General features: G+C 70.2%; 25 protein-coding genes and 3 pseudogenes. 21 read left to right on the plus strand and 7 right to left on the minus strand.

The window, feature by feature from the left end:
• Window positions 1–355 precede the first annotated feature (355 nt).
• Complete coding sequence (locus LE548_RS15825) at window positions 356–955, minus strand: phosphatase PAP2 family protein (RefSeq protein WP_225097483.1); 600 nt, start codon at window positions 953–955, stop codon at window positions 356–358.
• The gene (locus tag LE548_RS15830; RefSeq protein ID WP_308030186.1) at window positions 952–1,710 is read right to left on the minus strand and encodes an MAB_1171c family putative transporter; all 759 of its coding nucleotides are present in this window, start codon (window positions 1,708–1,710) and stop codon (window positions 952–954) included. Before LE548_RS15830 ends, LE548_RS15825 begins: the two co-directional genes overlap by 4 nt.
• A gap of 30 nt (window positions 1,711–1,740) precedes the next feature.
• On the opposite strand from LE548_RS15830, the pseudogene LE548_RS15835 reads away from it, so the two are divergent.
• The 3 genes and pseudogenes from LE548_RS15835 to LE548_RS46045 form a co-directional block, all read left to right on the plus strand.
• Window positions 1,741–2,208, plus strand: a pseudogene (locus LE548_RS15835) (3-oxoadipyl-CoA thiolase); the annotation flags it as partial.
• 20 nt (window positions 2,209–2,228) lie between these two features.
• On the plus strand, window positions 2,229–3,041 hold the full coding sequence (locus tag LE548_RS15840; RefSeq protein WP_225097485.1) for an alpha/beta fold hydrolase: 813 nt from the start codon (window positions 2,229–2,231) through the stop codon (window positions 3,039–3,041).
• A 9-nt stretch (window positions 3,042–3,050) separates the two neighbouring features.
• Complete coding sequence (locus LE548_RS46045; protein WP_225097486.1) at window positions 3,051–3,662, plus strand: helix-turn-helix domain-containing protein; 612 nt, start codon at window positions 3,051–3,053, stop codon at window positions 3,660–3,662.
• A gap of 336 nt (window positions 3,663–3,998) precedes the next feature.
• Here the strand turns inward: LE548_RS46045 and LE548_RS15850 are convergent, their stop codons facing one another.
• Window positions 3,999–4,850 carry an IclR family transcriptional regulator gene (locus LE548_RS15850; RefSeq protein ID WP_225097487.1) on the minus strand — a complete coding sequence of 284 codons (852 nt, stop codon included), beginning with the start codon at window positions 4,848–4,850 and terminating at the stop codon, window positions 3,999–4,001.
• A gap of 173 nt (window positions 4,851–5,023) precedes the next feature.
• Here LE548_RS15850 and LE548_RS15855 point away from each other — a divergent pair, with 173 nt between their 5' ends.
• The 9 genes from LE548_RS15855 to LE548_RS15895 all read left to right on the plus strand — a co-directional run bounded on the left by LE548_RS15855 (window position 5,024) and on the right by LE548_RS15895 (window position 13,469).
• The gene (locus LE548_RS15855; protein WP_225097488.1) at window positions 5,024–5,872 is read left to right on the plus strand and encodes a 2-keto-4-pentenoate hydratase; all 849 of its coding nucleotides are present in this window, start codon (window positions 5,024–5,026) and stop codon (window positions 5,870–5,872) included.
• Window positions 5,873–6,020: 148 nt separating this feature from the next.
• Window positions 6,021–7,379 carry an aromatic ring-hydroxylating dioxygenase subunit alpha gene (locus LE548_RS15860; RefSeq protein WP_225097489.1) on the plus strand — a complete coding sequence of 453 codons (1,359 nt, stop codon included), beginning with the start codon at window positions 6,021–6,023 and terminating at the stop codon, window positions 7,377–7,379.
• A complete protein-coding gene (locus LE548_RS15865; protein WP_225097490.1) occupies window positions 7,376–7,723 on the plus strand; it encodes a bifunctional 3-phenylpropionate/cinnamic acid dioxygenase ferredoxin subunit in 348 nt (115 codons plus the stop codon). Before LE548_RS15860 ends, LE548_RS15865 begins: the two co-directional genes overlap by 4 nt.
• Entirely contained in the window at window positions 7,720–8,940 is a 1,221-nt protein-coding gene (locus LE548_RS15870; RefSeq protein WP_225097491.1) for an NAD(P)/FAD-dependent oxidoreductase, read from the plus strand. The genes LE548_RS15865 and LE548_RS15870 overlap by 4 nt, the downstream gene beginning before the upstream one ends.
• A 95-nt stretch (window positions 8,941–9,035) precedes the next feature.
• Entirely contained in the window at window positions 9,036–9,599 is a 564-nt protein-coding gene (locus LE548_RS15875) for a 3-phenylpropionate/cinnamic acid dioxygenase subunit beta (RefSeq protein WP_225097492.1), read from the plus strand.
• 24 nt (window positions 9,600–9,623) lie between these two features.
• On the plus strand, window positions 9,624–10,490 hold the full coding sequence (locus LE548_RS15880) for an alpha/beta fold hydrolase (protein ID WP_225097493.1): 867 nt from the start codon (window positions 9,624–9,626) through the stop codon (window positions 10,488–10,490).
• Between the two features lie 3 nt (window positions 10,491–10,493).
• A complete protein-coding gene (gene hcaB, locus LE548_RS15885; RefSeq protein ID WP_225097494.1) occupies window positions 10,494–11,333 on the plus strand; it encodes a 3-(cis-5,6-dihydroxycyclohexa-1,3-dien-1-yl)propanoate dehydrogenase in 840 nt (279 codons plus the stop codon).
• A 50-nt stretch (window positions 11,334–11,383) separates the two neighbouring features.
• On the plus strand, window positions 11,384–12,961 hold the full coding sequence (locus tag LE548_RS15890; protein WP_225097495.1) for a long-chain fatty acid--CoA ligase: 1,578 nt from the start codon (window positions 11,384–11,386) through the stop codon (window positions 12,959–12,961).
• 7 nt (window positions 12,962–12,968) lie between these two features.
• Window positions 12,969–13,469, plus strand: coding sequence for a GNAT family N-acetyltransferase (locus LE548_RS15895; RefSeq protein ID WP_225097496.1), 501 nt, complete (start codon window positions 12,969–12,971; stop codon window positions 13,467–13,469).
• 8 nt (window positions 13,470–13,477) lie between these two features.
• Here LE548_RS15895 and LE548_RS46500 read toward each other — a convergent pair whose 3' ends face one another.
• The 3 genes and pseudogenes from LE548_RS46500 to LE548_RS46055 all read right to left on the minus strand — a co-directional run.
• Window positions 13,478–14,038: an ATP-binding protein gene (locus LE548_RS46500; RefSeq protein WP_225097497.1), complete on the minus strand. Its 561-nt coding sequence runs from the start codon at window positions 14,036–14,038 to the stop codon at window positions 13,478–13,480.
• A pseudogene (locus tag LE548_RS46050) lies at window positions 14,001–14,093 on the minus strand (SpoIIE family protein phosphatase); the annotation flags it as partial. The gene LE548_RS46500 and the pseudogene LE548_RS46050, both read right to left, overlap by 38 nt.
• Window positions 14,094–14,170: 77 nt before the next feature.
• Window positions 14,171–15,391 (minus strand): annotated as a pseudogene (locus LE548_RS46055) (PAS domain-containing protein); the annotation flags it as partial.
• A gap of 436 nt (window positions 15,392–15,827) precedes the next feature.
• Between LE548_RS46055 and LE548_RS15910 the strand changes: the two are divergent.
• The 7 genes from LE548_RS15910 to LE548_RS15940 all read left to right on the plus strand — a co-directional run bounded on the left by LE548_RS15910 (window position 15,828) and on the right by LE548_RS15940 (window position 22,746).
• Window positions 15,828–16,811: a zinc-binding dehydrogenase gene (locus tag LE548_RS15910; protein ID WP_225097498.1), complete on the plus strand. Its 984-nt coding sequence runs from the start codon at window positions 15,828–15,830 to the stop codon at window positions 16,809–16,811.
• A 12-nt stretch (window positions 16,812–16,823) separates the two neighbouring features.
• On the plus strand, window positions 16,824–17,762 hold the full coding sequence (locus LE548_RS15915; RefSeq protein ID WP_225097499.1) for a 3-carboxyethylcatechol 2,3-dioxygenase: 939 nt from the start codon (window positions 16,824–16,826) through the stop codon (window positions 17,760–17,762).
• A 5-nt stretch (window positions 17,763–17,767) separates the two neighbouring features.
• Entirely contained in the window at window positions 17,768–18,565 is a 798-nt protein-coding gene (locus LE548_RS15920) for a 2-keto-4-pentenoate hydratase (protein ID WP_225097500.1), read from the plus strand.
• Window positions 18,562–19,536, plus strand: a complete 975-nt coding sequence (locus LE548_RS15925) for an acetaldehyde dehydrogenase (acetylating) (protein WP_225097501.1) — start codon at window positions 18,562–18,564, stop codon at window positions 19,534–19,536. The genes LE548_RS15920 and LE548_RS15925 overlap by 4 nt, the downstream gene beginning before the upstream one ends.
• Entirely contained in the window at window positions 19,533–20,561 is a 1,029-nt protein-coding gene (dmpG, locus tag LE548_RS15930; protein ID WP_225097502.1) for a 4-hydroxy-2-oxovalerate aldolase, read from the plus strand. Before LE548_RS15925 ends, dmpG begins: the two co-directional genes overlap by 4 nt.
• Before the next feature lie 21 nt (window positions 20,562–20,582).
• The gene (locus tag LE548_RS15935; RefSeq protein WP_225097503.1) at window positions 20,583–21,497 is read left to right on the plus strand and encodes an alpha/beta hydrolase; all 915 of its coding nucleotides are present in this window, start codon (window positions 20,583–20,585) and stop codon (window positions 21,495–21,497) included.
• A gap of 235 nt (window positions 21,498–21,732) precedes the next feature.
• Window positions 21,733–22,746 carry a zinc-binding dehydrogenase gene (locus LE548_RS15940; protein WP_225097504.1) on the plus strand — a complete coding sequence of 338 codons (1,014 nt, stop codon included), beginning with the start codon at window positions 21,733–21,735 and terminating at the stop codon, window positions 22,744–22,746.
• A gap of 134 nt (window positions 22,747–22,880) precedes the next feature.
• Here LE548_RS15940 and LE548_RS15945 read toward each other — a convergent pair whose 3' ends face one another.
• Window positions 22,881–23,780 carry a helix-turn-helix domain-containing protein gene (locus tag LE548_RS15945; protein ID WP_263636170.1) on the minus strand — a complete coding sequence of 300 codons (900 nt, stop codon included), beginning with the start codon at window positions 23,778–23,780 and terminating at the stop codon, window positions 22,881–22,883.
• Between the two features lie 306 nt (window positions 23,781–24,086).
• On the opposite strand from LE548_RS15945, the gene LE548_RS15950 reads away from it, so the two are divergent.
• Entirely contained in the window at window positions 24,087–25,211 is a 1,125-nt protein-coding gene (locus LE548_RS15950) for a trans-acting enoyl reductase family protein (RefSeq protein WP_225097506.1), read from the plus strand.
• The gene (locus LE548_RS46060; protein WP_225097507.1) at window positions 25,208–26,431 is read left to right on the plus strand and encodes a thiolase family protein; all 1,224 of its coding nucleotides are present in this window, start codon (window positions 25,208–25,210) and stop codon (window positions 26,429–26,431) included. Before LE548_RS15950 ends, LE548_RS46060 begins: the two co-directional genes overlap by 4 nt.
• The last annotated feature ends 25 nt before the right edge of the window (window positions 26,432–26,456 follow it).

Here is a 26,456-nt window from a genome sequence, read left to right on the forward strand (position 1 = left end):
GGCGAAGCCAGGAGCAAGCCCTGCAGTCCGCCTGAAACAAGATCACCGGACTCTACGAAACTCGGGACAGCTCACCGGCGAGAAGAGCGATGACCCCCTGAGGGGTCACCCGTCTGCGGTGACGGTGCAAGTCGTCCAAGGTCCACAGGGTATGCCGGCTACCGCTTTCGCATGCCGTGCGCGCTTCCGCGTTGCTGATGCGGGAGATCAGGACGTGGGACTGGGTGCGGTGTTCTCCGTCGGCGGGCCCGGCATGGTGATGTCCCTGGCCTGACAGGCGTACCAGGACGACACCCGCAACCGGTATCAGCTGCTGAAGTGGCTAGACGCGCCGGTGGCACGCCTCATCCCATCATCAACGGAGTGCCGCGAAGGTAGCAGCCGCGACTGCTGTCCCAAGCAGAGTGCCAGCAATCACCTGGGCCGGCGTGTGGTCCCGGAGTTCGATCCGAGACCAACCGACGACGGCGACCAGGACGTAGCCCAGGAGCGCCCAGGGGTCGTACGTCTGGGCGAGCATGATGACGGCGCCCGCCGAAACGGCCTGGTGGACCGAGATCTTCCAGGCCAGGGTGACGAGAGCCAACGCGGCAAGGGTGACCAGCATGCTGGCGATGAGGGCACTGAGAACGCGCCGAGCGTCGAGGGTGGTCATGAGAGTGAAGCACGTCAGGACGGACAGGAGGATGACGATCATGACCAGCAGTCGCGCCTTCCTGGCGCCCACGTTGCGGTCTCCCCACCGCCCTCGCTTGATGCCGTGATCGATGAAGAGCATCGGAATAACTGCTGCGAAGAGCACTCCGACGAGGCTCCACATCACACCTTGCAGGTGATCCGCCTTCCAGCCGATCATGAGGCATACGGCGACGATCCACGTCTTGGGGTGGAGTCGGTCGCTGATCAGGCGAGCGGTGCGCTGGATGCCGGTTTCGGGGATCTGTATGGAACTCATGCGTTCTGCTTCCGGTTCTCGTCTCGCAACTTCGCTGCTTCCGCCGTCGCGAAGGCGGAGACAGCGGGGCTACGCTCGTAGGAGGCGCTGACCTGCCGAATCCAACGAAGTTCTTCCGACGGGCTCAGTCCCGCACCGCCCGGCTGGGGGCGATCTCCCTCGTAGGGCCCGCGGCTGGCGATGGTGAGGGTGGCGGTCTTCAACCAGGCGGCTCCCGCGACTGCCGCACGCTTTTGGGGGCGAACGCCTGCTCGCTTCGCCATCTCGTGTGCTCGATGCTGCACCTCCGCGGGCAGGTACTCACGCAGCACGAGTGTGGCGTCGCTGATCTCCACCAGCCGCCGATGCAGGAGTAGATGTCTACGTTTGCGTGGGATGTCGAGTGTGAGCCTGACCGCTGGAACCGCCTCGGTAAGTCCTTGCCACAGCGGTTCGATATGACGCAGTGCTCGTTGTTCGCGCCAGGCTGCCGACGCGACCGAGACGGGGGAGAGGGAACTGCCGAGGATGATGGCGGTGAGGGCAGCAGCCTTGAGGTCGGTCGAGACGGTGGTCGAATGCTGGATGTCTGCCGCCGTGGCTGTTCCGGGCGCGATGCGGATGAGGTGAAGCAGCCGCTGGACTGCGTAGAGAACACCGAGTGCTCCGCCCAGGAGCAGCAGCGAGTGGCCGGCGCGAACCCATCGGTCCTTGGAGTGCCGGGCCGCGGTCGCGAAGAGGATCGTGGTGAAGACCATGGAGATGCCGATGTACAGGGTGGGGGGTCCCCCCGGCCGGAGGCTGGGGGAGGCACGATCACCGCGGGCAACGCCTCACCCCTCAATGACGGCGCGGCAGCCCTACTGCTGGTCGACGAGGAGGGCCTGAAAGCCACCGGTCGCGAGCCGCTCGCCCGCGTGAGCGGCAGCGGCACATCGGCAATTGACCCGCACCACTTCGGACTTGCCCCAGTCGAGGCCGTCAACCGCGCCCTGACCAAGGCCGGCAAGACCCTCGCCGACCTCGACGTCCTGGAACTCAACGAAGCCTACGCCGCCCAGGTCCTCGGCTGCCTCGCCGAATGGCCCGAGTTCGACCCGGCGGTCCTCAACCCCCAGGGCGGCGCCATCGCCCTCGGCCACCCCCTCGGCGCCTCTGGCGCCCGCCTCGCCGGCACCGTCGCCCACCAGCTCGCCCGCCGGGGCAGTGGCACCGGCATCGCAACCCTCTGCATCGGCGTAGGCCAGGGCCTCGCCCTCCTCCTCGAACGCTGAGAACCTTCACAGGAGCCGCAGTGAAACGCCGCCCTCTGCTGCATCACCGGGTGCTCGGTCCCATCGACGCGCCGCTGCTCGTCCTGGGACACTCGCTCGGCACGTCGACGACCGTATGGGACCCCCATGTGGCGGTGCTTGCCGAGAGCCACCGCGTGCTGTGCTACGACCTTCCAGGGCACGGCGGCTCGCCGAGCGATCTCGTCCGGGATCACAAGCCCGGCCGTACGACAGTCGGCGACCTTGCCCACATGGTCCTGGACCTCGTCGCCCACCACGGCCGGGACCGGTTCCACTACGCCGGCATCTCGCTCGGCGGCGGTGTGGGGGTGCACCTCGCACTGCATCAGCCGGACCACATCGCCTCGCTGGCGCTGGTCTGTTCCTCGGCGTACTTCGGCCCGCCGCAGTTCTGGCAGGAGCGCGCCGCTCTCGTACGACGCGAGGGAACCGGCGCCCTGCTCGACGCCATGCCCGGCCGCTGGTTCGCCGATCCCGGCACAGCCGCGACCTCCCTCGGGAAGACGTTCCTGCAGGACCTCGCTACCGCCGACCCGATCGGCTACGCCGCCTGCTGCGACGCCCTTGCCGCCTACGACGTTCGGCGCGACCTGAGAAGGATCGCCGCCCCCACGCTCGTGCTCGGTGGCTCCCAGGACACCGCCACACCCCTGCCACATGCCCGGGAACTCGCCGAGGGGATTTCCGGGGCGAAGTCGGTGACGGTGGATACGGGTCATCTCGCCGTGGAAGAGCCACAGGCCGTCGGGGCGGCGTTGCTGGCCCATCTCCGAATGGCGGGCGGCGCGGAGGACGCCGACCGGAGCTCGTAGAGTGGCTGTGTGTCACAAGGAAACGCCGTCGTCGCGCGCAATGTGCGCCTTCTCAGGGAGCAGCGCGGCCTGTCCCTGGCCGAGCTGGCCCGCCGGGCGGGGCTGGCCAAGCAGACACTGTCGAATCTGGAGCAGGGCACGGGCAACCCCACGGTCGACACCCTGTTCTCCATCGCCACGGCCCTCGGCGTGCCGGTGACCCGGCTGGTCGCCGAGCGGGAACAGGTCATCACCGTGCAGCGGGGCGACGAGGTTGTCTGGGAGCAGCACGGAAGGTACGAGTCACGGTCGCTCGACCACATCTACGGCTCAGGTGTCATCGAGAACTACGTGGTGCGCATCGGCCGGCACAGCGACGGTGCGGACATGCCGTCCGAACCGCACCCGGTGGGCACGCTGGAGCACCTCTACGTCATCAGCGGCAAGGTACGCGTGGGGCCTGTCGACAGCCCGCTGGAGCTTGACGAGGGGGATTTCGCGCGCTATCCGGGCGACCGGCCCCACGTGTACGAGTCACTGGCGGACGAGAGCCTGGTGCACATCGTGGTGAGCGTGCCGCGCGTCCAGCCTGGCACCGGCGGTACGAACCTGGCGCGGACCCACGGGAACGAACGACGCTGAGCTTCGCCGCACCTGGTGTGCCGCATCTCGGCACAACCGATTGGCCCACCCCCGGGACAGGGCGGAATCTGGCGTTGGCCGCTCGTCAGGGCGGTCCGGGGCCGCCAGGCGTGAGCGTCCGGGCTATACCGTGGTGCTCTTGCGCGCACGCCTGGCCGGCCACCGTTCTCCGCGTCCGGACCAGGGGTGGTCATGTCGGAGACCGGGATCCATCCACAAACGGGTGGGGCCGGACAGTCCGCGACGGCATGGCACGCGGATCGGCCGGGTCGGCGTGTCCGATCCGCCGGCTCGGTGACCTCGGTGCCGCGCATGCCGGGGGCACCGGCGGTCCGCTCAGGCCGCCGGCGGCCTGCTCACGTCGTACGGCGCTGCCGCTTGGCGTCCCTTCGCTGCGGTGAGGGCGCGTGCCGCCTCGAAGGCCACGCGGCGCAGGGCCGGGGCGTATCGGGACGGCTCGAAGCGGTGGTGGGCGCCGGCGACCGAGAGCGCCGCCACCGGACGTCCAGAGGCACCCATGATCGGCACTGCGACGCAGGTCAGACCGGGGGCGGCTTCCTGCCGGTCGTATGCGATGCCGTCCTGGCGGATGCGCCGCAGCTCCTCCCGGAACCGTCGCGGGTCGGCGAGGGTGTACTCGGTGCGGGCCGGGAGGCCGGCCGACACGGCAGCCTCGGCCGCGTCGTGGTCGAAGGCCAGCAGGGCCTTGCCGACGCCGGTGCAGTACGCGGGCAGCCGGACGCCGATCTTGGAGGGGGAGCGGGCGGCCCGGTGGCCGTGGATCTTGTTGACGTACACGATGTCGGTGCCACGCAGGACAGCCAGGTGCACGGTCTCGTGCGTCAGCTCGTACAGGTCCACGAGATGCGGCAGCAGCTGATCGCGGAGCAGCACTGGCGTCGCACCGTACACTCGCTCGCCCATGGTGAAGAGCTCGCTGCCCAGTCGGTAGTTGCTGCCGACCCGCTCGACGAGATCGTTGCGCTGGAGGATGCCCAGCAGACGGAAGGCGGTCGACTTGGTCAGCTGCGAGCGGCGGGCCAGTTCGCTGACGCCGATCTCCCCTTCCATCGAGGCGAGCGACTTCAGAAGAACCAACGCCTTGTCGACCGCGGTCTGCTGGCCGTCGGCCGGCGCGCCGTGTGGTGCGTGTGCGGCGGTGTCGGCAGAGGAGGACTGGACTGGCATAGCGGGCTCCGGTGATCCGTGGAGAGCCATTAAATTGGACGTGCGTCCACTGTAAGTGCACATTTCGTGGTTGTAAACGTCCGGCGCGCAGTGTGGCGGGCGCCTCCTGATCGCGTGCCGCTCCACGGCACGGGCAGTGGGCGGATCGGTCTCCGACAGCGTCTGCTGTGTGCATGCAGCGTCACGACACCGCGGCCCCGGCCGCCGTCCTGCCCGCCTCGCGTCCCCCCTCCGACGTGGGGCTCAGTGAGCTGGCCGCGCTGCTGCGGCAGGCCGAGGCCACCCGAACACCCCTTCCACCGCTTACTGAGCTGTGCGCAGGACTGGATCGGGACGGCGCCTACGCCGTGCAGGCCATCAACACCCGGCAGCGGCTGGCGCGCGGGGACCGGATGGTGGGGCTCAAGACAGGCCTCACCTCTCTGCCCATGCAGCAGCAGCTGGGCGTGCGTGAACCGCATTCCGGTGTGCTCTACCAGTCGATGGTCGTCAACGACGGCGGCACTGTCCTGTCCGGCGAGTTGATTGCGCCCCGGGTCGAGGCCGAGATCGGCTTCGTGATGGGCAGGGCACTGGCGGGCTCAGCAGTGACGGTAGACGACGCGAACGCGGCCGTGGCCCAGGTGCTCCTGATGGCGGAGGTCATGGACAGCCGGATCGCCGACTGGCGGATCGGGCTGGTCGACACCGTGGCGGACAACGCCAGCGCCGGGCGGATCGTGGTCGGCCAGCCCGTCGATGCCACGCCAGAGCTGCTCAGGTCCCTCCGGGACGAGTGCCTGGAGTTGTACGCCGACGGCAGGCGCGTCGCGATGGGCCTGGGCGCCGAGGTGTTCGGTGACCCCCTGGAAGCGGTGGCGTGGCTGGCCCGGACGCTCCACGCGCACGGCAGCGCTCTCCACCCGGGCGAGCTGCTGCTCACCGGGTCTGTGCACGCCAGCGTCCCACTGACACCGGGCTCTCGGCTCTGCGTGCGGTCCGGCACCGGCCGCCTGCCCGAACTGACCGTCACCGTCCGATGAACCACCAGCGAGGAAGCGGGGGAGCCGCCATGCCACCGCGTGAACCGGAGCGCTCCGACCCTTCGGGTGTGCACCTGAACGCACGCCGAACCACCAGCCCACGAGGGCGGCGCAGCGCGCGCCCGATCCGGCCCGAGGAGGCCCAGCGATGACAACCACGCCCGCCCGGCCGGCAGACCGCCTGGCTCGCGTACCCGAGCCGGCCGTCGACGTCAGCCCTTACTTCGACCTCGACCGCGGTCTGGTCGACCGCACGATCTTCAGCGACCAGGCCGTCTACCGGCAGGAGCTGCGCCGCGTTTTCGCGCCCAGCTGGCTGTTCCTCGCGCACGAGAGCCAGTTCACGAAGCCCGGTGACTTCTTCACCACCTACATGGGCGAGGACCCGGTCATCGTCACCATGGGCAAGGACCGGAAACTGCGTGCCTTCCTCAACGCCTGCCGCCACCGCGGCATGCGGGTGTGCCGCGCCGACGCGGGGGCGACGAAGGCGTTCACGTGCAGCTACCACGGCTGGTCCTACGACACCTCCGGGAAGCTGATCAACGTCCCCAACGGAGGGGACTACCCCGCCCACTTCGAGCAGGACCAGTGGGGACTGATCGAGGTCGCGCAACTCGACACGTACAAGGGACTCGTCTTCGCGACCTGGAACCCCGAGGCCCCGCCCCTGGTGGAGGCGCTCGGCGGACTGACCTGGTACCTGGACGCGATGCTCGACCACGACCCGGAGGGCACCGAGGCCGTCGGCGGGGTGCACAAGTGGGTGCTGGAGGGCAACTGGAAGCTCGCCGCCGAGCAGTTCGCCTCCGACTGGTACCACGTCAACATCTCGCACGCCTCCGCGCTGATGGTCATGTCACCCACCGGCAAGGGCCCCAAGACGGAGATCGTGCAGACGCCGGGCCGGCAGTACACCGACTCGCTGGGGCACGGGCACGGCTTTCCGACGCACCCCAAGAGCCGTTTCGACGACCGTGTCGTACACGAGTGGACCGACTACGAGGCGCTGCGCGAACGGCTTGGTGACGCCCGGGTCGAGGGGCCGATGACCACCGGGCACGGCACCGTCTTCCCGAACTTCTCCTACCTGCCGGTCAACGGCTCCATCCGCGTGTGGCACCCCAAGGGCCCGGACAAGATGGAGGTCTGGGCCTGGACCATCGTCGACAAGTCGATGCCGGACGAGGTCAAGAACGCCCAACGCATCTACAACCTGCGCACGTTCGGGCCGAGCGGCATCTTCGAGCAGGACGACGGCGAGAACTGGAGCGAGTGCCAGTCCACCGCGCACGGCTTCGTGGCCGGCTCCATGACGCTCAACTACCAGATGGGACTGGGGCTTCAGTCCGAGGACGGCGTCCACCCCGGCACCACCGGCCGCCTCTACAGCGACGGCGCCGCCCGCGGCTTCTACGCCCGCTGGCGCGACCTGATGAACACGCCCGCCTGGCACGAGAAGAACACCGAGAAGAACACCGAGAAGAACCCCGAGGACACCCCATGAGCACCACCGGCACCGGCATCCGGGTCGCCGCCGTCGGCGACATCGAGGAGGGCGAGGCGCTGAAGGTGCCCGCCGAGACCACCGGCCACATCGACGCCATCGCCGTCTTCCACGAGGGCGGCGCCTACTACGCCCTCGACGACACCTGCACCCACGGCCAGGCATCGCTCGCCGACGGCTGGATCGAGGACGGCGAGGTCGAGTGCCCGCTGCACAGCGCCCGCTTCTGCCTCAAGTCCGGCGAACCGCAGTGCATGCCCGCCACCCTCGCCCAGCGCACCCACCGGGTCGAGGTGCGCGAGGGTGAGGTCTGGCTGCACCCCGGCGAGGAGGCCGACGCATGAGCGGGCCACGGCGTATCGCCGTCGTCGGCGCGGGCCTGGCCGCCGTCTCGACCTGCGACGCGCTGCGCGCCCAGGGCTACGACGGCGAGCTCGTGCTGTACTCCGCCGAGCGCGGGCTGCCCTACGACCGCCCGCCACTCAGCAAGGACGTCCTGCTCGGCAAGTCCCGCCGCGAGAACATCCTGTTGCGGCCCGAGCAGTGGTACGACGAGCAGGGCATAGAACTCCGCGAGGGCGCCCCGGTCCGGGCGATCCGCCCGCACGAGGGCGGACTGGAGCTGGCCGACGGCGAGCTTGCCGCAGCCGACCGGATCGTGCTGGCCACCGGCGGCACCGCGCGCCCCCTGCCGGTGGCGGGCGGCGACGACCCGGCCGTACACCTGCTGCGCACCTGGGAGGACGCCGAACGCCTGCGGGAGCGCCTGCTGCCCGGCGCCCGGGTGGCGGTGATCGGTGCCGGGCTGATCGGTGCGGAGACCGCGGCCGTCGCCCACGCCCTGGGCTGCCGCGTCACCCTCATCGACCCGCTACCGGTGCCACTGTCCGCAGCGGTCGGGGAGGACATCGCGAACGCACTGCATCTGAGGCACTCCGCCGAAGGCATCGGCGTCCTGACCGCCGGCGTCGAATGCATCGAGCGCCGTCCAGGCAATCTTGGAGTCCTGCTGCACCTCACCGGCTACGGGGCACCCGTGCTCGCCGACACCGTGGTGGTCGGCATCGGCATGCGTCCGGCCACGGAACTGGCCGAGGCCGCGGGGCTGAACGTCGACAACGGTGTGGTCGTCCACCCCGGTCAGCGCACCTCCCACCCCAATGTCTTCGCCGTCGGCGACGTCGCCCGCCCCGAGGGGCACAAGGTCCGTCATGAGCACTGGGAGGCCGCCCAGCGCGACGGCGAGGCCGCCGCCCACGGCATCCTCGGCAGCCCCCTGCCGTCCTTCGGCGCTTCCTGGTTCTGGTCCGACCGGCACGGCTCCCGGCTGGAGGCGGTCGGCACCATGGCAGACGCCGAGCGCGCCGTGCTGCGCGGGGCTCCGGACGACGGCGCCTTCACCGTCTTCGGGCTGCTGGGCGACCGGCTGGTGGCCGCGGCCGCCATCGACCGACCACGCGACATCAAGGCCGCCCGGCGGATCATCGATCGCGGTGTCGCTGTCTACGCGGCCCTCCTGTCCGACGAGAGTGCGGATCTGCGCACGCTGCTGAAGCGCTGAACCGCCACGTGCCGCCTTGTGGCACACGCGCTCCCCGAACCGCCCCCTCCGCGCTGGAATGGCACCACCCGGCGCGGCCCGCAGGAGGACCCCCGATGAGCATCCACCCCCCGGAGACCCCCCGGACGACCGCACCCGCCGTCGACGAGGACATGCGGCTCCACTTCGAGGTACAGCGCTTGTACGCCGTCGAGGCACAGCTGCTCGACCAGCACCGCTACGCCGACTGGCTGGAACTGTTCACCGACGACCTGCACTACTGGGCGCCGGTACGCACCAACCGCCTGCGGCGCCAGCAGGCCCTGGCCGACGGCTCGCCCGGCGAGGTCGCCATCTTCGACGAGACCAAGGCGAGCCTGGCCTGGCGTATCCGCCGGTTCGACTCGGGCATGGCCTGGGCCGAGGACCCGCCGTCGCGGACCCGGCATCTGATCACCAACATCCTGGTCCGGCCGGCCGACGAGCCCGGCGAGTACGTCGCCGAGTCGTCATTCCTCTGCTACCGCAACCGCCTGGAACGTGAGGTCGACCTCTACGCCGGCGGCCGCACCGACCAGCTGCGCCGCGACCCGGACGACGGACGGCTGCTGATCGCGCGCCGCACCATCCTGATCGACCAGAACGTCCTGCTCGCCAAGAACATCAGCACCTTCCTGTAAGCCCTTGTGAACCGGAGCCCGCTCGTGACCACTGAACAGACCACAGAGGTGAAGCTCGTCGAGCACACCGTGCAGACCACGCTCGGTCCCATCGCGGTCAGCGAGGCCGGCGAGGGCCCGGTGCTGGTGATGCTGCACGGCGGCGGCCCCGGCGCGAGCGCGGTGGCCAACTACCGCCAGAACCTCCCCGCGCTCACCGGGCACTTCCGCGTGATCCTGCCCGACCAGCCCGGCTTCGGCGGCAGTTACCGCCCCACCGAGGCCGACCTCGACGCCCGCAGCATCACCGAGATCACCGTCGACGCCCTGCTGCAGACCCTGGACGCCCTCGGCATCGACCGCTTCCACCTGCTCGGCAACAGCCTCGGTGGGGCCGCCGCGATCGCCACCGCACTCGAAGTCCCGGACCGAGTCGAGAAGTTGGTTCTGATGGCGCCGGGAGGAGGCTGGCTGCCCTTCGGACCGACCCCGACCGAGGGCCAGAAGGCCATGTTCCGCTACTACAACGGCGAGGGCCCCACCCTGAAGAAGATGCGGGAGTTCATCGGTGTGATGACCGCCGAGCCCAAGCGCTGGGCCGACACCGCGCAGGCCCGCTACGAGGCGTCCCTCGACGAGTCCCACATCGCCTTCTACCACGCCTACAACGCCGCTTTCGCCAAGCGGCACGGCATGGACCCGCTGTGGCAGCGCGTTCACAAGATCAAGGCGCCCACCCTCCTGCTGTGGGGCCGCGACGACCGCACCATCACCCTCGACGGCGCCCAGCTCATGCTCAAGCAGATCCGCGACGTCCAGCTGCACGTCTTCGGCGGCTGCGGCCACTGGGTCCAGCTGGAGCGGCAGGCCGAGTTCGAGCGCCTGGTCACCGACTTCCTCGGGGAGCACTGAATCATGGGTTGGTTGGAGGGCGAGGTCGCCCTGATCACCGGCGGGGGCTCCGGCATCGGTCGCGCTGTCGCCCTGCGCTACCTCGCCGAAGGCGCGAGCGTCGCCGTCCTCGGCCGTGGGGCCGCGCAGTTGGAGGAGGTCGTCGCCGCGGCGGGCGACCTCTCCGACCGGGTGCTGCCCCTCACCGGCGACGTACGCTCCCCGGACGATCTGCACCGGGCGGTGGACGCGACCGTCGAGAGGTTCGGCAAGCTGGACATCCTCGTCCCCAACGCCGGGATCTGGGACTACCACCGCAGCGTCACCAAGCTCGACGGCAAGGAGCTGTCCGAGGCGTTCGACGAGGTCTTCGGCATCAACGTCAAGGGCTACGTCCTCGCCGTCGAGGCGGCCTGGCGGGAACTCGTCGCCACGCGTGGCAGCATCGTGATGACCCTGTCCAACGCCTCCTTCCACACCGACGGTGGCGGCCCCCTGTACACCGCCAGCAAGCACGCCTGCCTCGGCCTGCTCCGGCAGTTCGCCTACGAGCTGGCGCCGAAGGTCCGGGTCAACGGCGTCGCCACCGGCGGCATGCGCACCAAGCTGCGCGGCCCGCAGAGCCTGGGCCTTCAGGACCGCACGCTGGCCGCGTCGTTCGCCAAGAACGAGGCGTCCGGACAGGAGCAGCAACCGCTCATCCCGCTGTACGACTCCAGCGTCGAGCCGGAGGACTTCACCGGCCCGTACGTCCTGCTTGCCTCCCGCGCCAACAGCGGCACCGTCACCGGCGCCGTGATCCCCGCCGACGGCGGCATCGCCGTCCGCGGATTCCGTTCCCCGGCCGGCGGCGCCGGCCTCTGAACCGTCTCCCCTTCTCCCTTCCGCACGACAGCCATCGAAGGAGCCGCCGCATGGCCGCCGTCGACATCAGCCCCGCCGCGGCACTGCACCGCAGAGCCCAGTACCCCACCGCCTGCGCACTCGTCTACGAGGGCCAGGAGATCTCTGCCGCCCAACTCAGCGGCAGGACGGCCGAGTTGGCCGCCGGGCTGGCCGAACGTGGACTGCGGCGCGGCGACCGGGTCGCCTACCTCGGCCTCAACAGCGTGACCTTCTTTGAGACGCTGCTGGCCGCGGCCCACCTCGGGGCGGTCTTCGTGCCGGTCAACTTCCGGCTCGCGGCCGAGGAGGTGCGCCACATCCTCAGCGACAGCGGTGCGCACACCCTGGTCGTCGAGGAGGGCCATCGCGCACTCGTCGAGTCGGTGATGAGCGACATACCCGCCCGCTTCCACGTGCTGGTCGACACAGATCCGCGGTGCCCCGCGGCGACGGCGCCCGCCGCCGTCTGGACACCGCTCTCGGAGCTGCTCGGAGCCGACCGACGGGGCACGGGGCCGGTGGCGCTGTACGACGACGACCTGGCGGCGCTGATGTACACGTCCGGCACGACCGGCCGACCCAAGGGTGTCATGCTCACCCACGGCAACCTCTGGTGGAACGCGGTCAACGTCGAAAGTGTCGTGGACACCCGCCCGGACGACGTGAACCTCGCCGTCGCCCCGCTCTTCCACATCGGCGGCCTCAACGCCCTCACCCTGCGCACCCTCGTGCGCGGCGGCACCGTCGTCGTGCGCCGCGGCTTCGACCCCGCCCAGTGCCTGGAGGACCTCGTCCAGCACCGCGTGACGACCCTGTTCGCGGTCCCCGCGATGTACAGCGCCCTGACCCGCGTGCCCGGCTTCGCCGCGGCCGACCTCTCCGCCCTGCGATCCGCGATCGTCGCGGGCGCCCCCGTCCCGCCCCAGCTGATCAGGAACTACGAAGAGCGTGGCATCCTGCTCCAGCAGGCGTGGGGGCTGACCGAGACCGCGCCCTTCGCCGCCTACCTCCCGGCCGGGCTCACGGCGGAGAAGGCCGGATCGGCCGGCGCACCCATGCCGTACACGGAGATCCGCATCGTCGACCCGGTCACCGGGGCCGGCGTGCAGGACGCGGACACGCGCGGGGAGATCTGCGTGCGCGGCCCGAACGTCACGCCCGGCTACTGGAACAACCCCGAGGCCACCCGTGCCGCCTTCGACGAGGCGGGCTGGTTCCACAGCGGCGACATCGCGCATCGGGACAAGGACGGCTTCTACTACATCGTCGACCGCCTCAAGGACATGATCATCAGTGGCGGGGAGAACGTGTACCCGGCCGAGGTCGAGCGCGTTCTCGCCGCGTACCCTGGTGTCGTGGAGGCGGCCGTCATCGGCGTCCCGCATCCGAAGTGGGGCGAGACCGTGCTCGCCGTGCTGACCTGCGAGCCCGGGACCACGCCCACACTGGAGGAGGTGCGCGCCTTCACCGGCCGGCACCTGGCCCGCTACAAGCTGCCCACCCAGGTGCTGATCGCCGAACAGCTGCCCCGCAACGGCAGCGGCAAGCTGGTCAAGTCCGAACTGCGGAGCTGGGTCGAGACCCAGCGGCCCGCCGAGACACCGTGAGCCGGCCATGAGCATCCACACCGCCGTCGTACCGGCACCGCCCGAACCCGTCCTGGGTACCGACTGGACGCTGCGCCCGGTCGACGAGCCCGCCACGGTGACCCCGCAGACGGCGCGCACGTATGCCGTCACCGAGGCCCACGGCGGTCCGACGCTGCTCCTGCGCGTCCACCGCGTCGCGCACCACCCGCTGCACAGCTGCTATCCGTACGGCACCCACGACCTCGCCCTGGGCCTGGTCCTCCCCGACCTCGGGCCGTCCGGCGCGGCGCTTGCCGCGAAACTGCTGTGCGCCCTCGTCCCCGCACTCTTCCTCGCCGACCCCCGCTGCCGCCGCATCGTCGCCGCACCGGACGAGAGCGACACCGTCACCCAGGCCGCCCTTGAGGCGGGCGGACTCCTCCGGGTCACCGAGGCCGACCTGCCCGACGCCAGCGTGGTCCTGTTCGTCGCCGAACCGCCGGACCTCGCCGACATGTCCACCGCCCTCGACGACATGCCCCACTGACCACCGTCTCACCGCGTGGAGAGGTGGCCAGGGGCAAGCTCGGCCCAGATGGTCTTGCCGGTGCGGGTGTAGCGCGTACCCCACCTTCGGGTGAGCTCGGCGACCATGAACAGGCCGCGGCCGCCTTCGTCGAACACCCGGGCACGGCGGAGATGCGGACTGGTGCTGCTGCCGTCGGAGACTTGGCAGATCAGTGCCTCGTCCTTGATCAGCCTGAGGCGGATCGGGCCGCTGGCGTACCGGATGGCGTTCGTCACCAGCTCGCTGATGACCAGTTCCGTGACGAACGCGGTTTCCTCCAGGCCCCATGCGACCAACCGGTCGCAGGCGCGGCGGCGGGACTCGGCGACGACCGCGGGATCGACGGGAACGTCCCAGGAGGCGACGCGGTCCTCGCCGAAGCGACGGGTGCGGACCAGGAGCAGGGCGATGTCGTCGGTGCGCGCTTCGGGGCTCAGGGTGCCCAGGACGGTCCCGCGGACCCAGAGGCGGGCCGGCGGGCAGCTCGATGACCGTGCTGGTGCCGCCCGGGTGTACCAGAATCGGCGGGGGATGGCCGGCCCGGGCAAGGGAGCAGATGCCGGAGAGGGGGTCGTAGACCGTGTACAGGCAACCAGCTCCGATGGCGCGGGGATCTCACCAGTGGCGACTGTGTCGTCCTCGGTGTGGGTGACGATGTCGTCGAGGTGGGTGAGGAGCTCATCGGGCGGGAGGTCGATGTCGGCGAGGGTGCGCACCGCCGTACGAAGGCGGCCCATGGTGGCTGAGGCGGTGATGCCGTGGCCGACGACATCGCCGACGACCAGGCCGACGCGGGCGCCGGGCAGCGGGATCACGTCGTACCAATCGCCGCCCGCCTGCGCGCCGCCGCCCGCAGGGAGATAACGGGAAGCCGTCTCCACGGCAGGATGCGTGGTCGGGCCGTGCGGCAGCAGGTTGCGTTGCAGCGCCAGCGAGATGCCGCGTTCGCGGGTGAACCGGCGGGCGTTGTCCAGGCAGACCGCGGCCCGCGCGACCAGGTCCTCGGTGACGGCAAGATCGTCAGGGCCGAATGGCTCGCGAGATGAGCATCTGACGAACATGACTGCTCCGAGGGTGGTGCCACGGGCGCGGATGGGTACTGCGATCAGCGAATGCACCCCGCACGCGCGGGCCTGCGCCGCCTGGACAGGGTCGTCGGCGAACCAGTGGACGACCTGGGAGTCGTTGACGTGGTGCCGTTCCGCCCGGCCGCCGGCCAGACACCGGGCGATCGGCGAAGAAGCAACATGGTCACTGATCTCGTCCGGGGCCGGATGCTCTCCGGACGAGACGGACGCCACCCCGTATGCCGCCCGGCGCAGCGGGACGGGACCGGACAGGACAGGTGCGGGCACATCGCCCTGGAAGACGGGGTCGAGCAGGTCCACGCTGACGAGGTCGGCGAAGCGGGGTACGGCGACCTCGGTGAGCTCGCGTGCGGTGCCCACCACGTCCAGGCCGGCGCCGATGCGGGTCCGGGCCTCACTCAGGAGGGCCAGCCGCTCCCGGGACTCGTACTGCTGGGAGTAGTCGTACGCCGACAGACCCGCCCCGTGCACCTGGCCGGCTTCGTCCGTGAGCGGGAAGATGTCGAGAGCCCAGGCGTGCGCCTTCGGCTCGCCCGGAAGCCTCACGAAGGGCTCGGTGAATTCGGGCTTCCCGGTCTGAAGAACCCGGCGGATCCGCTGCTCGACTTCCTCGTATACGGGGCCCTGAAGGATCTCGGCCACGAACCGGCCGCGGACGTCGTGCTCGGAGAGGCCCGCCGCCTCCTCCAACACCTTGTTGCCGAACAGTATGCGTCCCTCGCGGTCATAGATCGAAAGGGCGAGGGGCTGCTTCTCGAACATCCGTCGCATGAGTGAGCACTCGTCCGGGGAGTCCGTCCTGGGTACGACCATCACCAGGCACCCGGTCGGCCGCTTGTCGGACGGCAGCGGATAGAGGCGCACCTGAGCGTCCGACAGCCTGCCGTCCCGGTGCCTCAGCACTGCCCAGTCAGCGGTGAACAGATCGGCCAGAGGCTTGCCGACGACCTCCTCGGGGCATAGCCCCACAGCGTCTGGGCGCCGCTGCTCCAATGGGTCACCCGGCCGTCCGGGTTCGTGACCGCGATGGCCGCAGCCGTGCCGAGGAAGGCCCCTGTCGACGCCGGAGGGAGTCGGCCGGGCGGCTCGTCGGACGTCATTGTCGTGTCCTGAGTGGCCTTGTCGCCGGACTTGCTGACCATGTTCACGATCCCCCTGAGGGCGGCAGGTTTCAACAGGAGCCCGGACGTGTGCTGCACCGTGGCACACGGGCTAGGTCCTGCCTCCGGGTGCGGGTGACCGTGGCTGCGTGCTTGCAGCAACCGCCATCTCCCAGAGCGCCGCCGACCCGCTGTCCGGGCTGGTGCTGCGCGACGTACCGGTACCTCACCCGAAGCCCGGCTGGTCCCGGGTACGAGTCGTGGCCTCTTCCCTGAACATGCACGACCTGTGGACGCTGCGTGGCGTGGGCCATCCCCCGGAGCGCCTTCCCATCGTGCTCGGCTGCGACGCGGCCGGATACGACGAGGACGGCAACGAGGTCATCGTGCATCCGGTGATCGGCGACCCGGACGCGGGCCGGGGCGACGAGACGCTCGACCCGAACCGTGCGCTGCTGTCCGAACAGCACGACGGGGCCTTCGCCGAGTACCTGACCGTGCCCACCCGCAACCTGGTGCCGAAGCCCGCGTGGCTGTCCTTCGACGAGGCGGCCTGCCTGCCGGTCGCCTGGGGCACCGCCTACCGCATGCTCTTCACCCAGGCCCGGATCACCGCCGGCGACAGGGTGCTCGTACAGGGCGCGGGCGGCGGGGTCGCCTCCGCCGCCATCCGGCTCGCGGTGGCCGCCGGGGCCGTCGTCTACGCCACCAGCCGCAGCGAGGCCAAGCGTGCCGAGGCCCTCACCTGGGGGGTGCGCGCCGCGCTGGCCCCTGGTGAGCGGCTGCCCGAGAGGGTGGACGTCGTGATCGAGACGGTCGGCGAGGCGACCTGGTCCCATTCGCTGAAGTCGCTGCGGCGCGGCGGTACGGTCGTGATCGCGGGAGCGACGAGCGGCGCCAACCCGCCCGCAGACCTGGCCCGCATCTTCTACCTCCAGGGACGTGTCCTCGGCTCCACCGGCTGCACCCGTGGCGAGCTCGTCGCGCTGCTCCGGCTGATGGAGGCCACCGGAGTCCGCCCTGTGATCGACCGCACCCTGCCCCTCACGGACATCCACAAGGGCTTCCAGCTCATGATCGACGGCGGTCTGACCGGGAAGCTCGTCATCCACCCGTCGGCCCCCCAGAGTTAAGGACCCTCTCCCATGACCGCAGCTGTCGTCGGGCTCTCGCACTCGCCCCTGATCGGCAAGAACGACCCCGAGCCCGAGGTTCTGGCCCGCGTCGACGAGGCCGTCGAGAGCGCCAGGGCCTTCGTCCGCCGCTTCGACCCGGAGCTCGTCGTCCTCTACGCGCCCGACCACTACAACGGCTTCTTCTACAAGGAGATGCCCCCGTTCTGCCTGGCCACCGAGGCCCACGCGGTGGGCGACTTCGGTTCCCAGGGCGGGCCGCTGTCGGTCGACACCGACGCCGCCAAGACTCTGGCCAAGGGGGTGCTCGACCGCGGCATCGATCTCACCGTCTCGGCCCGGATGACCGTGGACCACGGCTTCGCGCAGCCCCTGGAGGTGCTCTTCGGCGGTATCGACCGCGTGCCGGTGGTGCCCGTCTTCGTCAACGGCGTGGCGACCCCGCTCGGCCCGGTCAGCCGTATCCGCGCTCTCGGCACCGCGGTTGGTCAGGCCGCGGCCGCCCTGGACAAGCGGGTGCTGTTCGTCGCCTCCGGTGGTCTGTCCCACGACCCGCCGGTGCCGGTGCTTGAGGGCGCACCGCCCCGGGTCGCCGACGCGCTCATCGAGGGAAACCCGCCCACCCGGGAGCAGCGTGCGAAGGGCGAGGAGCGGGTCGTCCAGGCCGGCCGCGACTACGCCGCCGGGTCGACGAAGATGATCCCGATCAACCCCGCCTGGGACAACCTCCTCCTCGACCACCTGGAGCGCGGCGACCTCGCGGAGTTCGACTCCTGGACCGTCGATGACATGGCCGCACAGGGCGGCGGCTCCGCCCACGAGGTCCGCACCTGGATCGCGGGGTACGCCTCCCTCGCGGCCACCGGCAAGTACGAGATGACGTCTCGCTTCTACGAGGCCATCCCCGCCTGGATCGCCGGATTCGCGGTGACCACGGCGGAAGGGCGGTGACCGGCATGGCAGTCACACCCGTCGAGCTGGCGGCCGCCCGGCTCGCCGCCGCCTTCGCCGAGGGACGGCCCGTGGCCCCGGTACGTGATCTGCTCGGTACACAGGACATCGACGCCGCGTACGCCGTACAGCAGGAACTCACCCGCAGCAGAGTGGACAGCGGTGCGGTCGTCGTCGGCCGCAAGATCGGCCTGACCTCCCCGGCCGTCCAGCGCCAACTCGGCGTCGACCAGCCTGACTTCGGGGTGCTCTTCGCCGACATGGACGTCTCCGCCGAGGCCGAGGTCCCTTCCGGCAGGCTGCTGCAGCCCAAGGCCGAGGCGGAGATCGCCTTCGTCCTCAAGGAGGACCTGGCCGACGGCGACCTGGACCCGGCGCAGGTGCACGCTGCGGTCGACTACGCCGTCGCCGCGCTGGAGATCGTCGACAGCCGTATCGCCGACTGGGACATCTCCCTCACCGACACGGTCGCCGACAACGCCTCCGGCGGACTGTTCGTGCTGGCGGAACGCCGCCTCACGCTGGACGAGTTCGAGCCCCGCGAGACCGTGATGCGGCTGTACGCCGACGACGTCCTCGTCTCCGAGGGCAACGGCGCCGCCTGCCTCGGCGGCCCCCTGAACGCGCTGGCCTGGCTCGCCCGGACGGCCCGTGACCTGGGTGACCCGTTGCGCGCCGGACAGGTCGTCCTCTCCGGCGCGCTGGGCCCGATGGTCCCGGCCCCGCCCGGCACCCGGATCCGCGCCGAGATCAGCTCGCTCGGCGAGGTCACCGCCGCATTCTCCGAGAAGAGGGACGCATGACTTCCCCCAAGACGTCAAAGACCAAGGTCGCCATCATCGGGTCGGGCAACATCGGCACCGACCTGATGATCAAGATCCTCCGCCTGTCGGACACCCTCGAAGTGGCCGCCATGGTGGGCATCGACCCGGAGTCCGACGGCCTCGCCCGCGCCGCCCGACTGAAGGTTCCGACGACCCACGGGGGCGTCGAGGGCCTGATCGCAATGCCGCACTTCGACGACATCGAGATCGTCTTCGACGCGACCTCGGCCAAGGCCCACCTGGCCAACGCCCACCGGCTCGCGCCCTTCGGAAAGCGGCTCATCGACCTCACCCCCGCCGCCATCGGCCCGTTCGTCGTCCCGCCCGTCAACCTCGACGAGCACCTGGAGGTCGGCGCGGACAACCTCAACATGGTCACCTGCGGCGGCCAGGCCACCATCCCCATGGTCGCGGCGATCTCCGCGGTGACCGCCGTCCACTATGCGGAGATCGTCGCCTCCATCGCCTCCAAGTCGGCGGGGCCGGGCACGCGCGCCAACATCGACGAGTTCACCGAGACCACCTCCCACGCCATCGAGAGCGTCGGCGGAGCGGCCCGCGGCAAGGCGGTCATCATCCTCAACCCTGCCGAACCCCCGCTGATCATGCGAGACACCGTCTTCTGCCTCATCGGGGACGCGGACCACGACGCCATCCGAGCCTCCGTCAAGGAGATGGCCGAGCGGGTCGCCCAGTACGTGCCGGGCTACCGCCTCAAGCAGGAGGTGCAGTTCACCCCGATCGCGGAAGGCGAGCCCGTGCACACCCTGCTCCCCGAGGGCGCGGGCCCGGTGACCACCCGTGTCTCGGTGTTCCTCGAAGTCGAGGGAGCCGCCCACTACCTGCCCGCCTACGCCGGAAACCTCGACATCATGACCTCGGCCGCCCTGCGCACCGCCGAGTCGATCGCCCGGCACAGCACCACCGTCACCGCGGAGGCCAGCCGATGACTCACCAGCTCTACATACAGGACGTGACCCTGCGGGACGGCATGCACGCCATCCGGCACCGCATCGATCCTGCCGACGTGGGCCGCATCGCGGCCGCCCTCGACGCAGCCGGCGTCGACGCCATCGAGGTCGCCCACGGCGACGGCCTGGCCGGCGGCTCCCTCAACTACGGCCCGGGCAGCCACACCGACTGGGAGTGGATCGAGGCCGCGGCGGACGCGATCGACAACGCCGTCCTCACCACCCTCCTCCTGCCCGGCATCGGCACCATCGCCGAACTGGAGCGCGCCTACGCCCTCGGCGTCCGCTCGGTGCGCATCGCCACCCACTGCACCGAGGCCGACATCTCGGCCCAGCACATCGCCAAGGCGCGCGAGCTGGGCATGGACGTCTCGGGCTTCCTGATGATGAGCCACATGGCCGAGGCGCCCCAACTCGCCGTGCAGGCAAAGCTCATGGAGTCCTACGGCGCCCAGTGCGTCTACGTCACCGACTCCGGCGGCCGCCTCACCCTGGACGGCGTACGCGAACGGGTCCGCGCCTACCGCGACGTACTCGACGAGAGCACTCAGATCGGCATCCACGCGCACGAGAACCTCTCCCTGTCGGTCGCCAACAGTGTCGTCGCCGTCGAGGAGGGCGTCACCCGCGTCGACGCCTCCCTGGCCGGACAAGGAGCGGGTGCCGGAAACTGCCCCATCGAGGCGTTCATCGCCGTGGCGAACATCCAGGGCTGGAAGCACGGCTGCGACCTGTTCGACCTCCAGGACGCCGCCGACGACCTGGTCCGCCCCCTGCGCGACCGCCCCGTACAAGTCGACCGCGAGACGCTCACCCTCGGCTACGGCGGCGTCTACTCCTCCTTCCTGCGCCACGCGGAGATCGCCGCCGAGCGCTACGGCGTCGACGCCCGCACCCTCCTGCTGGAAGTCGGCCGGCGCGGCCTGGTCGGAGGCCAGGAGGACATGATCGTGGACATCGCACTCGACTTGCTGTCCAACTCGGCTACCAGCCCTGTGAACTGACACACAGTAAGGAGAGAGCCCATGGGTGAACGTCTGCCCATACGGATCCCGATCGACGGAGACGAACTGGACGCCTGGTGGTACGCCCCCGAAGGCGTCGACGGACCCGCCCCCTGCGTCGTCCTGGCGCACGGTTTCGGCGGCATCAAGGAGATGCGGCTCGCAGCCTACGCCGAGCGGTTCGCCGCCGAGGGGCTCGGCGCCCTGGTCTTCGACTACCGGTCCTTCGGCGAATCCAGCGGGCGTCCGCGCAACCTGATCGAGATCAAGCGGCTGGTCGCCGACTATCACGCCGCCGTCTCCGCGGCGAGGTCCCGTCCTGAGGTCGACTCCAGGCGTGTGGCCGTGTGGGGCAGCTCCATGTCGGGCGGCACCGTGGTGCTGGTCGCCGCGGAGGACCCGAGCATCGGCGCAGTGGTGTCGCAGGCGCCCCTCGCCGACGGCCGGGCCGCGCTGGTGCGCATGGTGAAGAGGTCGGCGACCCATGTGCTGGGCCTGGGCGTGGCGGGCGTCCGGGACGCCCTCGGGGCTCGCCTCGGCCGTGAGCCGTACACCGTGAAGGCCGTGGGCCGCCGCGGTGAGCATGGCGCCGTGCTGGCCACTCCGGACGCCTACGAGGGAATGCTGCGCCTCCTTCCGGCGGAAGTGCCCTACGACAACGAGGTCAGCGCGCGCGTGATCCTGTCGCTGCCCTTCTTCCGCGCCGTCGTGGCCGCCCCCCGGCTCACCTGCCCCCTATTGGTCCAGGTGATGGACCACGACGACCTCACGCCGCCGGGCCCCGCTGCCGCTCTCGCGGCCGCGGCTCCGCACGGCGAGCTGCTCGCCTACCCCGGCGGCCATTGGGACCCCTACGTCGGGAAGGGCTTCGACCAGGTGGTTCCCGACCAGATCGCCTTCCTCAAGCGGACTCTCGGGGCTCCAGCCGCTCGGTGACGGTGCGGCGCACCCTCACCGGCGCGTCGGCGGGGACCGCTCCCTCGCCGGCGCCGGTGTCGCACGCACTCGGTGCGAGGCGATCACCCTGTGATCGACGGCCCGAATGCGGCGATCGACGTGCCGAGGGAACGCCACACTCGCCGTGCCGCCTCACGCAGGGTGCTGTCCTCGGCCGTGCGCTCGAAACCGGCACCGCAAAGACAATGACGACTGTTGCGACGGAGAACATTCCATGGAGCTCATGCGAGCTGCTCGCTTGCACTTCCCCACCCACACGCTGACCGTCGAGGATGTTCCCAAGCCTGTCCCGGGCCCGGGACAGGTGCTGATCAAGGTAGCCGCGGCCGGGGTGTGCATGTCCGACGTGCACCTCATCGACGGCACCCTCGGCCTCCCGCCGCACCTCAGGGGTGACACCGTCACCCTCGGGCATGAGGTCTCCGGCACCATCGTCGAGCTGGGCCCCGAGGTGACCGCCTGCCAGGTCGGTCAGCGCGTGGTCCTGCAGGGCGGGGACATCAAGGACGGCCAGATGCACACGCGCGGGGTCGACTTCGACGGTGGGTGGGCCGAGTACGCCCTGGTGAGCGCGGGGGGCGTCGTCCCCCTGCCCGACTCGATCCCGTTCGAGCAGGCGGCGATCATCCCCGATGCCGTGTCGACTCCTTGGGACGCCATCGTCCGCACCGCGGACATCCGGCCGGGCGAGGCAGCGGGTGTGTGGGGGGTCGGAGGTCTGGGCATCCACGCGGTGCAGCTGCTGCGGGCTGTCGGCGCCTTCCCGATCGTGGCGGCCGACCCGGCCCCGGCGGCGCGTGAGCGCGCCCGGCGGATGGGGGCAGACCTCGTTGTCGACTCCGCCGACCCCACCTTCCGGGAGCAGGTGCTCGACATCACCAAGGGCAGCGGACTGAACGCCGCCTTCGACTTCGCCGGTGTCTCGGCGGTGCACGAGCAGGCGCTGACCGTTCTGGGGCCGGGGGGCCGCCTCGTCCTGGTCGGGCTGTCCGGGCGTCCCCTCGCCTTCAGCGACAGCACCACCTTCAGCTACCTGAAGCACCAGGTCAGGGGGCACTTCGGCACGGAACTCGACTCGGTGCCGCGGCTCGTGGACCTGGTGGCAGGCGGGCGCCTCGACTTCTCCGCTTCCGTCACGGAGGTGCTGCCCCTGGAGCAGGCGAACGTGGCCGTGCAGCGCTTGCACACCAAGGAAGGCAATCCGATCAGGCTGGTCCTTCAGCCCTGACCTGCACATGACGGTCGGACGCGTCTGACCTTTTGCACGGCGCAAGCTTCGGTGCCCCTGGGAAGGGCACCGAAGCTTGCGTCGTCATACCTGTCTGGTGGCTGTCCGGGGCTGTGCTGCGCCCGGGTGAGGAATCAGCTGTCGCCCGGGGTGGTCCCGCTGTGGTGCCCCTGGAGCAGGACACTGCTGGGTGTCACCCCGAAGGCCTGCTTGAAGGCTGTGCTGAAGTGGCCCATGTTGCTGAAGCCCCAGCGGAAGGCAACGTCGGTGACCGTCGTGCCGCCATGCGCACGTGAGAGGTCCCGGTAGCAGGCCTTCAGGCGACGCTCCCGGATCCAGCGACCCACTGTTGCGCCCGTACCGGCCTGAGCGAGATGCAGCGTGCGAACGGAGATGTCGAACGCCTCGGCGATGGAGGAAGCGCAAAGGTCCGGATCATCCAGGTGATCCTCGATGTACCGGCGGGTCCGTATGACCAGCGCCTCGCGGGCGCTGCTGGAAACAGGCTGCTCCGGAGCGGGGACGAGGGCCGTTTCGAGGGTGTCGAAGAAGGTCTGGGAGGCAATGGCCAGATCCGTGTCGGACAGGTGGTCGAACTCGCGCGTGATGGCCTGTAGCTGAGCGGCAGCGATCGAGGCGAGCCCTGAGCCTGGCCGCACGGAAACGACACCGCCGGCGCGGGAGGCACTTCCGGCAATCGCCTGGGGCAGCCGCTCGCGGGGCAGGAGCAGGTACAGCTCACGGTGGTCCCCCACGGCCTCGAAGTCGTGCGCCAGTTCACTGTCCCAGACCAGCAGGTCGCCGGGACCGAGTTCGACCTCGCTGCCGCCGACGTACCGGCACATCAGCCGTCCGGAGAGGGTCACGAGGACGCCCACGAGCGGGCCCTCGCTCGTGGCTGCCTGTCGGCCGGTGATTCGGCCGCAGCGGAGTTCTCCGACGGTCAGCTGGTCCAGCCTCCGGTACCGCACTGACACGCCGAAGGGTTCGGGCTCTGAGAACGACAGTGCCCAGCCCAGGTGCAGCTGGGACATCGTGCTGCTCCAGGCGTCCGGGACGTGATCTTGTGGGGACCCGTGGGTTGACCAGGTCAGGGCTGCTGTCATGCGCCATCACCTTCGTCGGCGGATGAATCGAGTGAAACCCGTTCCGCCGGGTCTTGACAAGCGCCCGTGCCGTCTGACGGACCAGCCGTCGGGCGCGGGATGCACGAATGCGGAACCCGGAGTGCGCTCTCACGGAAGCACGGTGGCCGGATGTTGCCCAGAGTTTGCCGCAACGTAAAAAGCGTAGAGCCGCGGCGCCACGGCGCCTCGACTCATCACGGAAGGGAAGCAGCCGTGAGCGACCGCCGACCGGTTGTCATCTATGGAGCCAGCGGCTACACCGGCCGCCTGGTGGCCGAATACCTGCGCGAGTACAGCATTCCGTTCGTGGCAGCCGGCCGGAACAAGGCCAGGCTGCAGGAGATCATGAACGCCGTCCCGGGCATCGAGACGGCCGACTACGAGATCGCCGAGGTCGACGGCTCCGTCGAGTCCCTGGCCGCGCTCTTCGAAGGCAGGAAGGTCGTCTGCAACACGGTCGGCCCCTTTCTGCGGCACGCGCCCGCAGTACTTGAGGCCGCGCTGCGCGCGGGCTGTCACTATCTCGACACCGCCGGTGAGCAGTCCCACCAGCTCGCGGTCCTGGACGAGTGGGGCCCGAAGTACGCAGCAGCCGGACTTGCCGTGTCCACCGCCGTCTCCATGCAGTACGCGGTTCCCGACATCGTCGCCCGCATCGTCCTGGAGACCCCCGGCATCGACACGCTTGAGATCGGCCAGTACACCCGGAACATCCCGACGGTCGGATCGACGCAGTCGATGTTCGACGTGATCCGCAAGGACGCCTACTACCTGGAAGACAACCTCCTCAAGAAGTACGACGGCATCGTCCAGCAGGACATGGTCGTGCCCGGCACCACCCTGGTGGTCCCCGGCCTGAACTGGGGCGGCACCGCCATGCCGGTGTTCTTCCGGGACGACCGCCGCGTACGCAACTGCCGCATGTTCGTGGCGATGCAAAACGAGAAGGGTGACATCCCCCAGCGGGTACGCGAAGCGGAGCGCATGTTCAAGGTCCTCTTCCAGTGGCTGCCCGAGGAGAAGCTCTACCCGGCGCTCGACAAGGTGGCTGCCACCATGACGCCGAATACACCGGCCCGTGAGAACCGGCAGGTGAATCGTTCGGTCGACTGGTGCACGGGCCGCGGCAACAACGTCACGGCACGGGCGGTCATCCACGGCACGTCCGGATACCAGATCACCGGCCTGGTCCAGGCCTACGCCGCGATGCGGCTGCTGGGCAAAACCTTCAACGGGGTCGGGTTCCGCTCGCCCGCGCAGCTGGTGGGACACCGTGAGCTCATGGGGGCCCTGGAGGCCTACGGGCTGGCTCGCGTCACCGAGGAGAGCTTCGCGTGACCGGTTCGCAGGTGTGGATCGCCGGTGTCGGCATGACCCGGTTCGGTGTCCGGCCGGAGGCCTCGGTCAAGGACCTGACCAGGGAGGCGGTGACCGAGGCCCTCGCCGACGCCGGTGCCGCACTAGGCGCCGTGGAGGCCGCGTACTTCGGCAACACGTGCCAGGACGTTCTGGAGGGGCAGGTCGTCGTCGCCGGCCAGATGGCGCTGCGCTCGATGGGCTTCGAGGGCATTCCGGTGGTCAACGTCGAGAACGCGTGTGCCACCGGTGCCACCGCGCTACATCAGGCGGTGATGCACGTGCGCTCCGGCGCGGCCGACATCGCGCTCGCGGTCGGCGCCGAGAAGCTGAGCATCGGCGACAAGCGCAAGGCCCTTGGCGTCTTCGACGGAGGAGTGGACGTCGCGGATCCCGGGGGAGTGAGCGCCGTACTGACCGAACTCGGTGGCGAGCTTCCCGACCACGGGCAGCCGCACAGCATGTTCATGGACATCTACGCGGCACTGGCCAAGGCACACATGGACGCCTTCGGCACGACGCAGAAGCAGCTCGCGGTCATCGCCGAGAAGAACCACGCGCACGCGGTGCACAACCCGCTCGCTCACTACCGACAGGAGATGTCGGCCGCGGAGATCCTCGCGGCGCGGCCCGTGGCGGGACCGCTCACGGTCCCGATGTGCGCGCCGCTCACTGACGGCGCCGCGGCGGCGGTCGTCTGCAACGCCGCAGGCCTGCGACGGCTGGCCGCCCGGCACCCGATCCGGGTGCTGGCCGCGGTACTGGGCACGGGAACGGTGCGTCCTCTCTCGGCCTGGGACCGCTCGGCTACCCGGCTCGCCGCTGGGCGGGCCTACGAGCAGGCAGGCGTCGGGCCGCAGGACGTGTCGGTGGCTGAGGTCCACGACGCGTCGGCGTTCGGCGAACTGCTGCAGACCGAGCTGATGGGGTTCTGCGAGATCGGCGCCGGCGGCGAGTTCGCGGAGTCCGGCGCCACCCGGCTCGGCGGCCGCCTTCCCGTCAACCCGTCCGGAGGCCTGGAGTCCAAGGGCCACCCCATGGGCGCCTCCGGGCTCGCGCAGATCCACGAACTCGTCCACCAGCTCCGCGGCACATGCGGAGCCCGGCAGGTGCCCGGCGCCCGCATCGCCCTCGCCGAAAACGGCGGCGGCCTGTACGCCGGCGAGGAAGCCGCCGCCGCGATCACCATCCTCAGCATCTGACCGTCCACCCGCACCAACCCAGGAG

Origin of the sequence: Streptomyces sp. CoH27 (genome assembly GCF_020181035.1) — a bacterium.
GTDB classification, from domain to species: Bacteria; Actinomycetota; Actinomycetes; order Streptomycetales; family Streptomycetaceae; genus Streptomyces; species Streptomyces camelliae.

Coding starts and splice junctions, on each gene's coding strand:
- LE548_RS15875 (WP_225097492.1), top strand. CDS start 9,036: ATGAGCATCCACCCCCCGGAGACCCCCCGGACGACCGCACCCGCCGTC.
- LE548_RS15870 (WP_225097491.1), top strand. CDS start 7,720: ATGAGCGGGCCACGGCGTATCGCCGTCGTCGGCGCGGGCCTGGCCGCC.
- LE548_RS15940 (WP_225097504.1), top strand. CDS start 21,733: ATGGAGCTCATGCGAGCTGCTCGCTTGCACTTCCCCACCCACACGCTG.
- LE548_RS15860 (WP_225097489.1), top strand. CDS start 6,021: ATGACAACCACGCCCGCCCGGCCGGCAGACCGCCTGGCTCGCGTACCC.
- LE548_RS15855 (WP_225097488.1), top strand. CDS start 5,024: ATGCAGCGTCACGACACCGCGGCCCCGGCCGCCGTCCTGCCCGCCTCG.
- LE548_RS15850 (WP_225097487.1), bottom strand. CDS start 4,850: ATGCCAGTCCAGTCCTCCTCTGCCGACACCGCCGCACACGCACCACAC.
- LE548_RS15945 (WP_263636170.1), bottom strand. CDS start 23,780: ATGTCCCAGCTGCACCTGGGCTGGGCACTGTCGTTCTCAGAGCCCGAA.
- LE548_RS15925 (WP_225097501.1), top strand. CDS start 18,562: ATGACTTCCCCCAAGACGTCAAAGACCAAGGTCGCCATCATCGGGTCG.
- LE548_RS15895 (WP_225097496.1), top strand. CDS start 12,969: ATGAGCATCCACACCGCCGTCGTACCGGCACCGCCCGAACCCGTCCTG.
- LE548_RS15920 (WP_225097500.1), top strand. CDS start 17,768: ATGGCAGTCACACCCGTCGAGCTGGCGGCCGCCCGGCTCGCCGCCGCC.
- LE548_RS15825 (WP_225097483.1), bottom strand. CDS start 955: ATGAGTTCCATACAGATCCCCGAAACCGGCATCCAGCGCACCGCTCGC.
- LE548_RS15890 (WP_225097495.1), top strand. CDS start 11,384: ATGGCCGCCGTCGACATCAGCCCCGCCGCGGCACTGCACCGCAGAGCC.
- dmpG (WP_225097502.1), top strand. CDS start 19,533: ATGACTCACCAGCTCTACATACAGGACGTGACCCTGCGGGACGGCATG.
- LE548_RS15865 (WP_225097490.1), top strand. CDS start 7,376: ATGAGCACCACCGGCACCGGCATCCGGGTCGCCGCCGTCGGCGACATC.
- hcaB (WP_225097494.1), top strand. CDS start 10,494: ATGGGTTGGTTGGAGGGCGAGGTCGCCCTGATCACCGGCGGGGGCTCC.
- LE548_RS15915 (WP_225097499.1), top strand. CDS start 16,824: ATGACCGCAGCTGTCGTCGGGCTCTCGCACTCGCCCCTGATCGGCAAG.
- LE548_RS15935 (WP_225097503.1), top strand. CDS start 20,583: ATGGGTGAACGTCTGCCCATACGGATCCCGATCGACGGAGACGAACTG.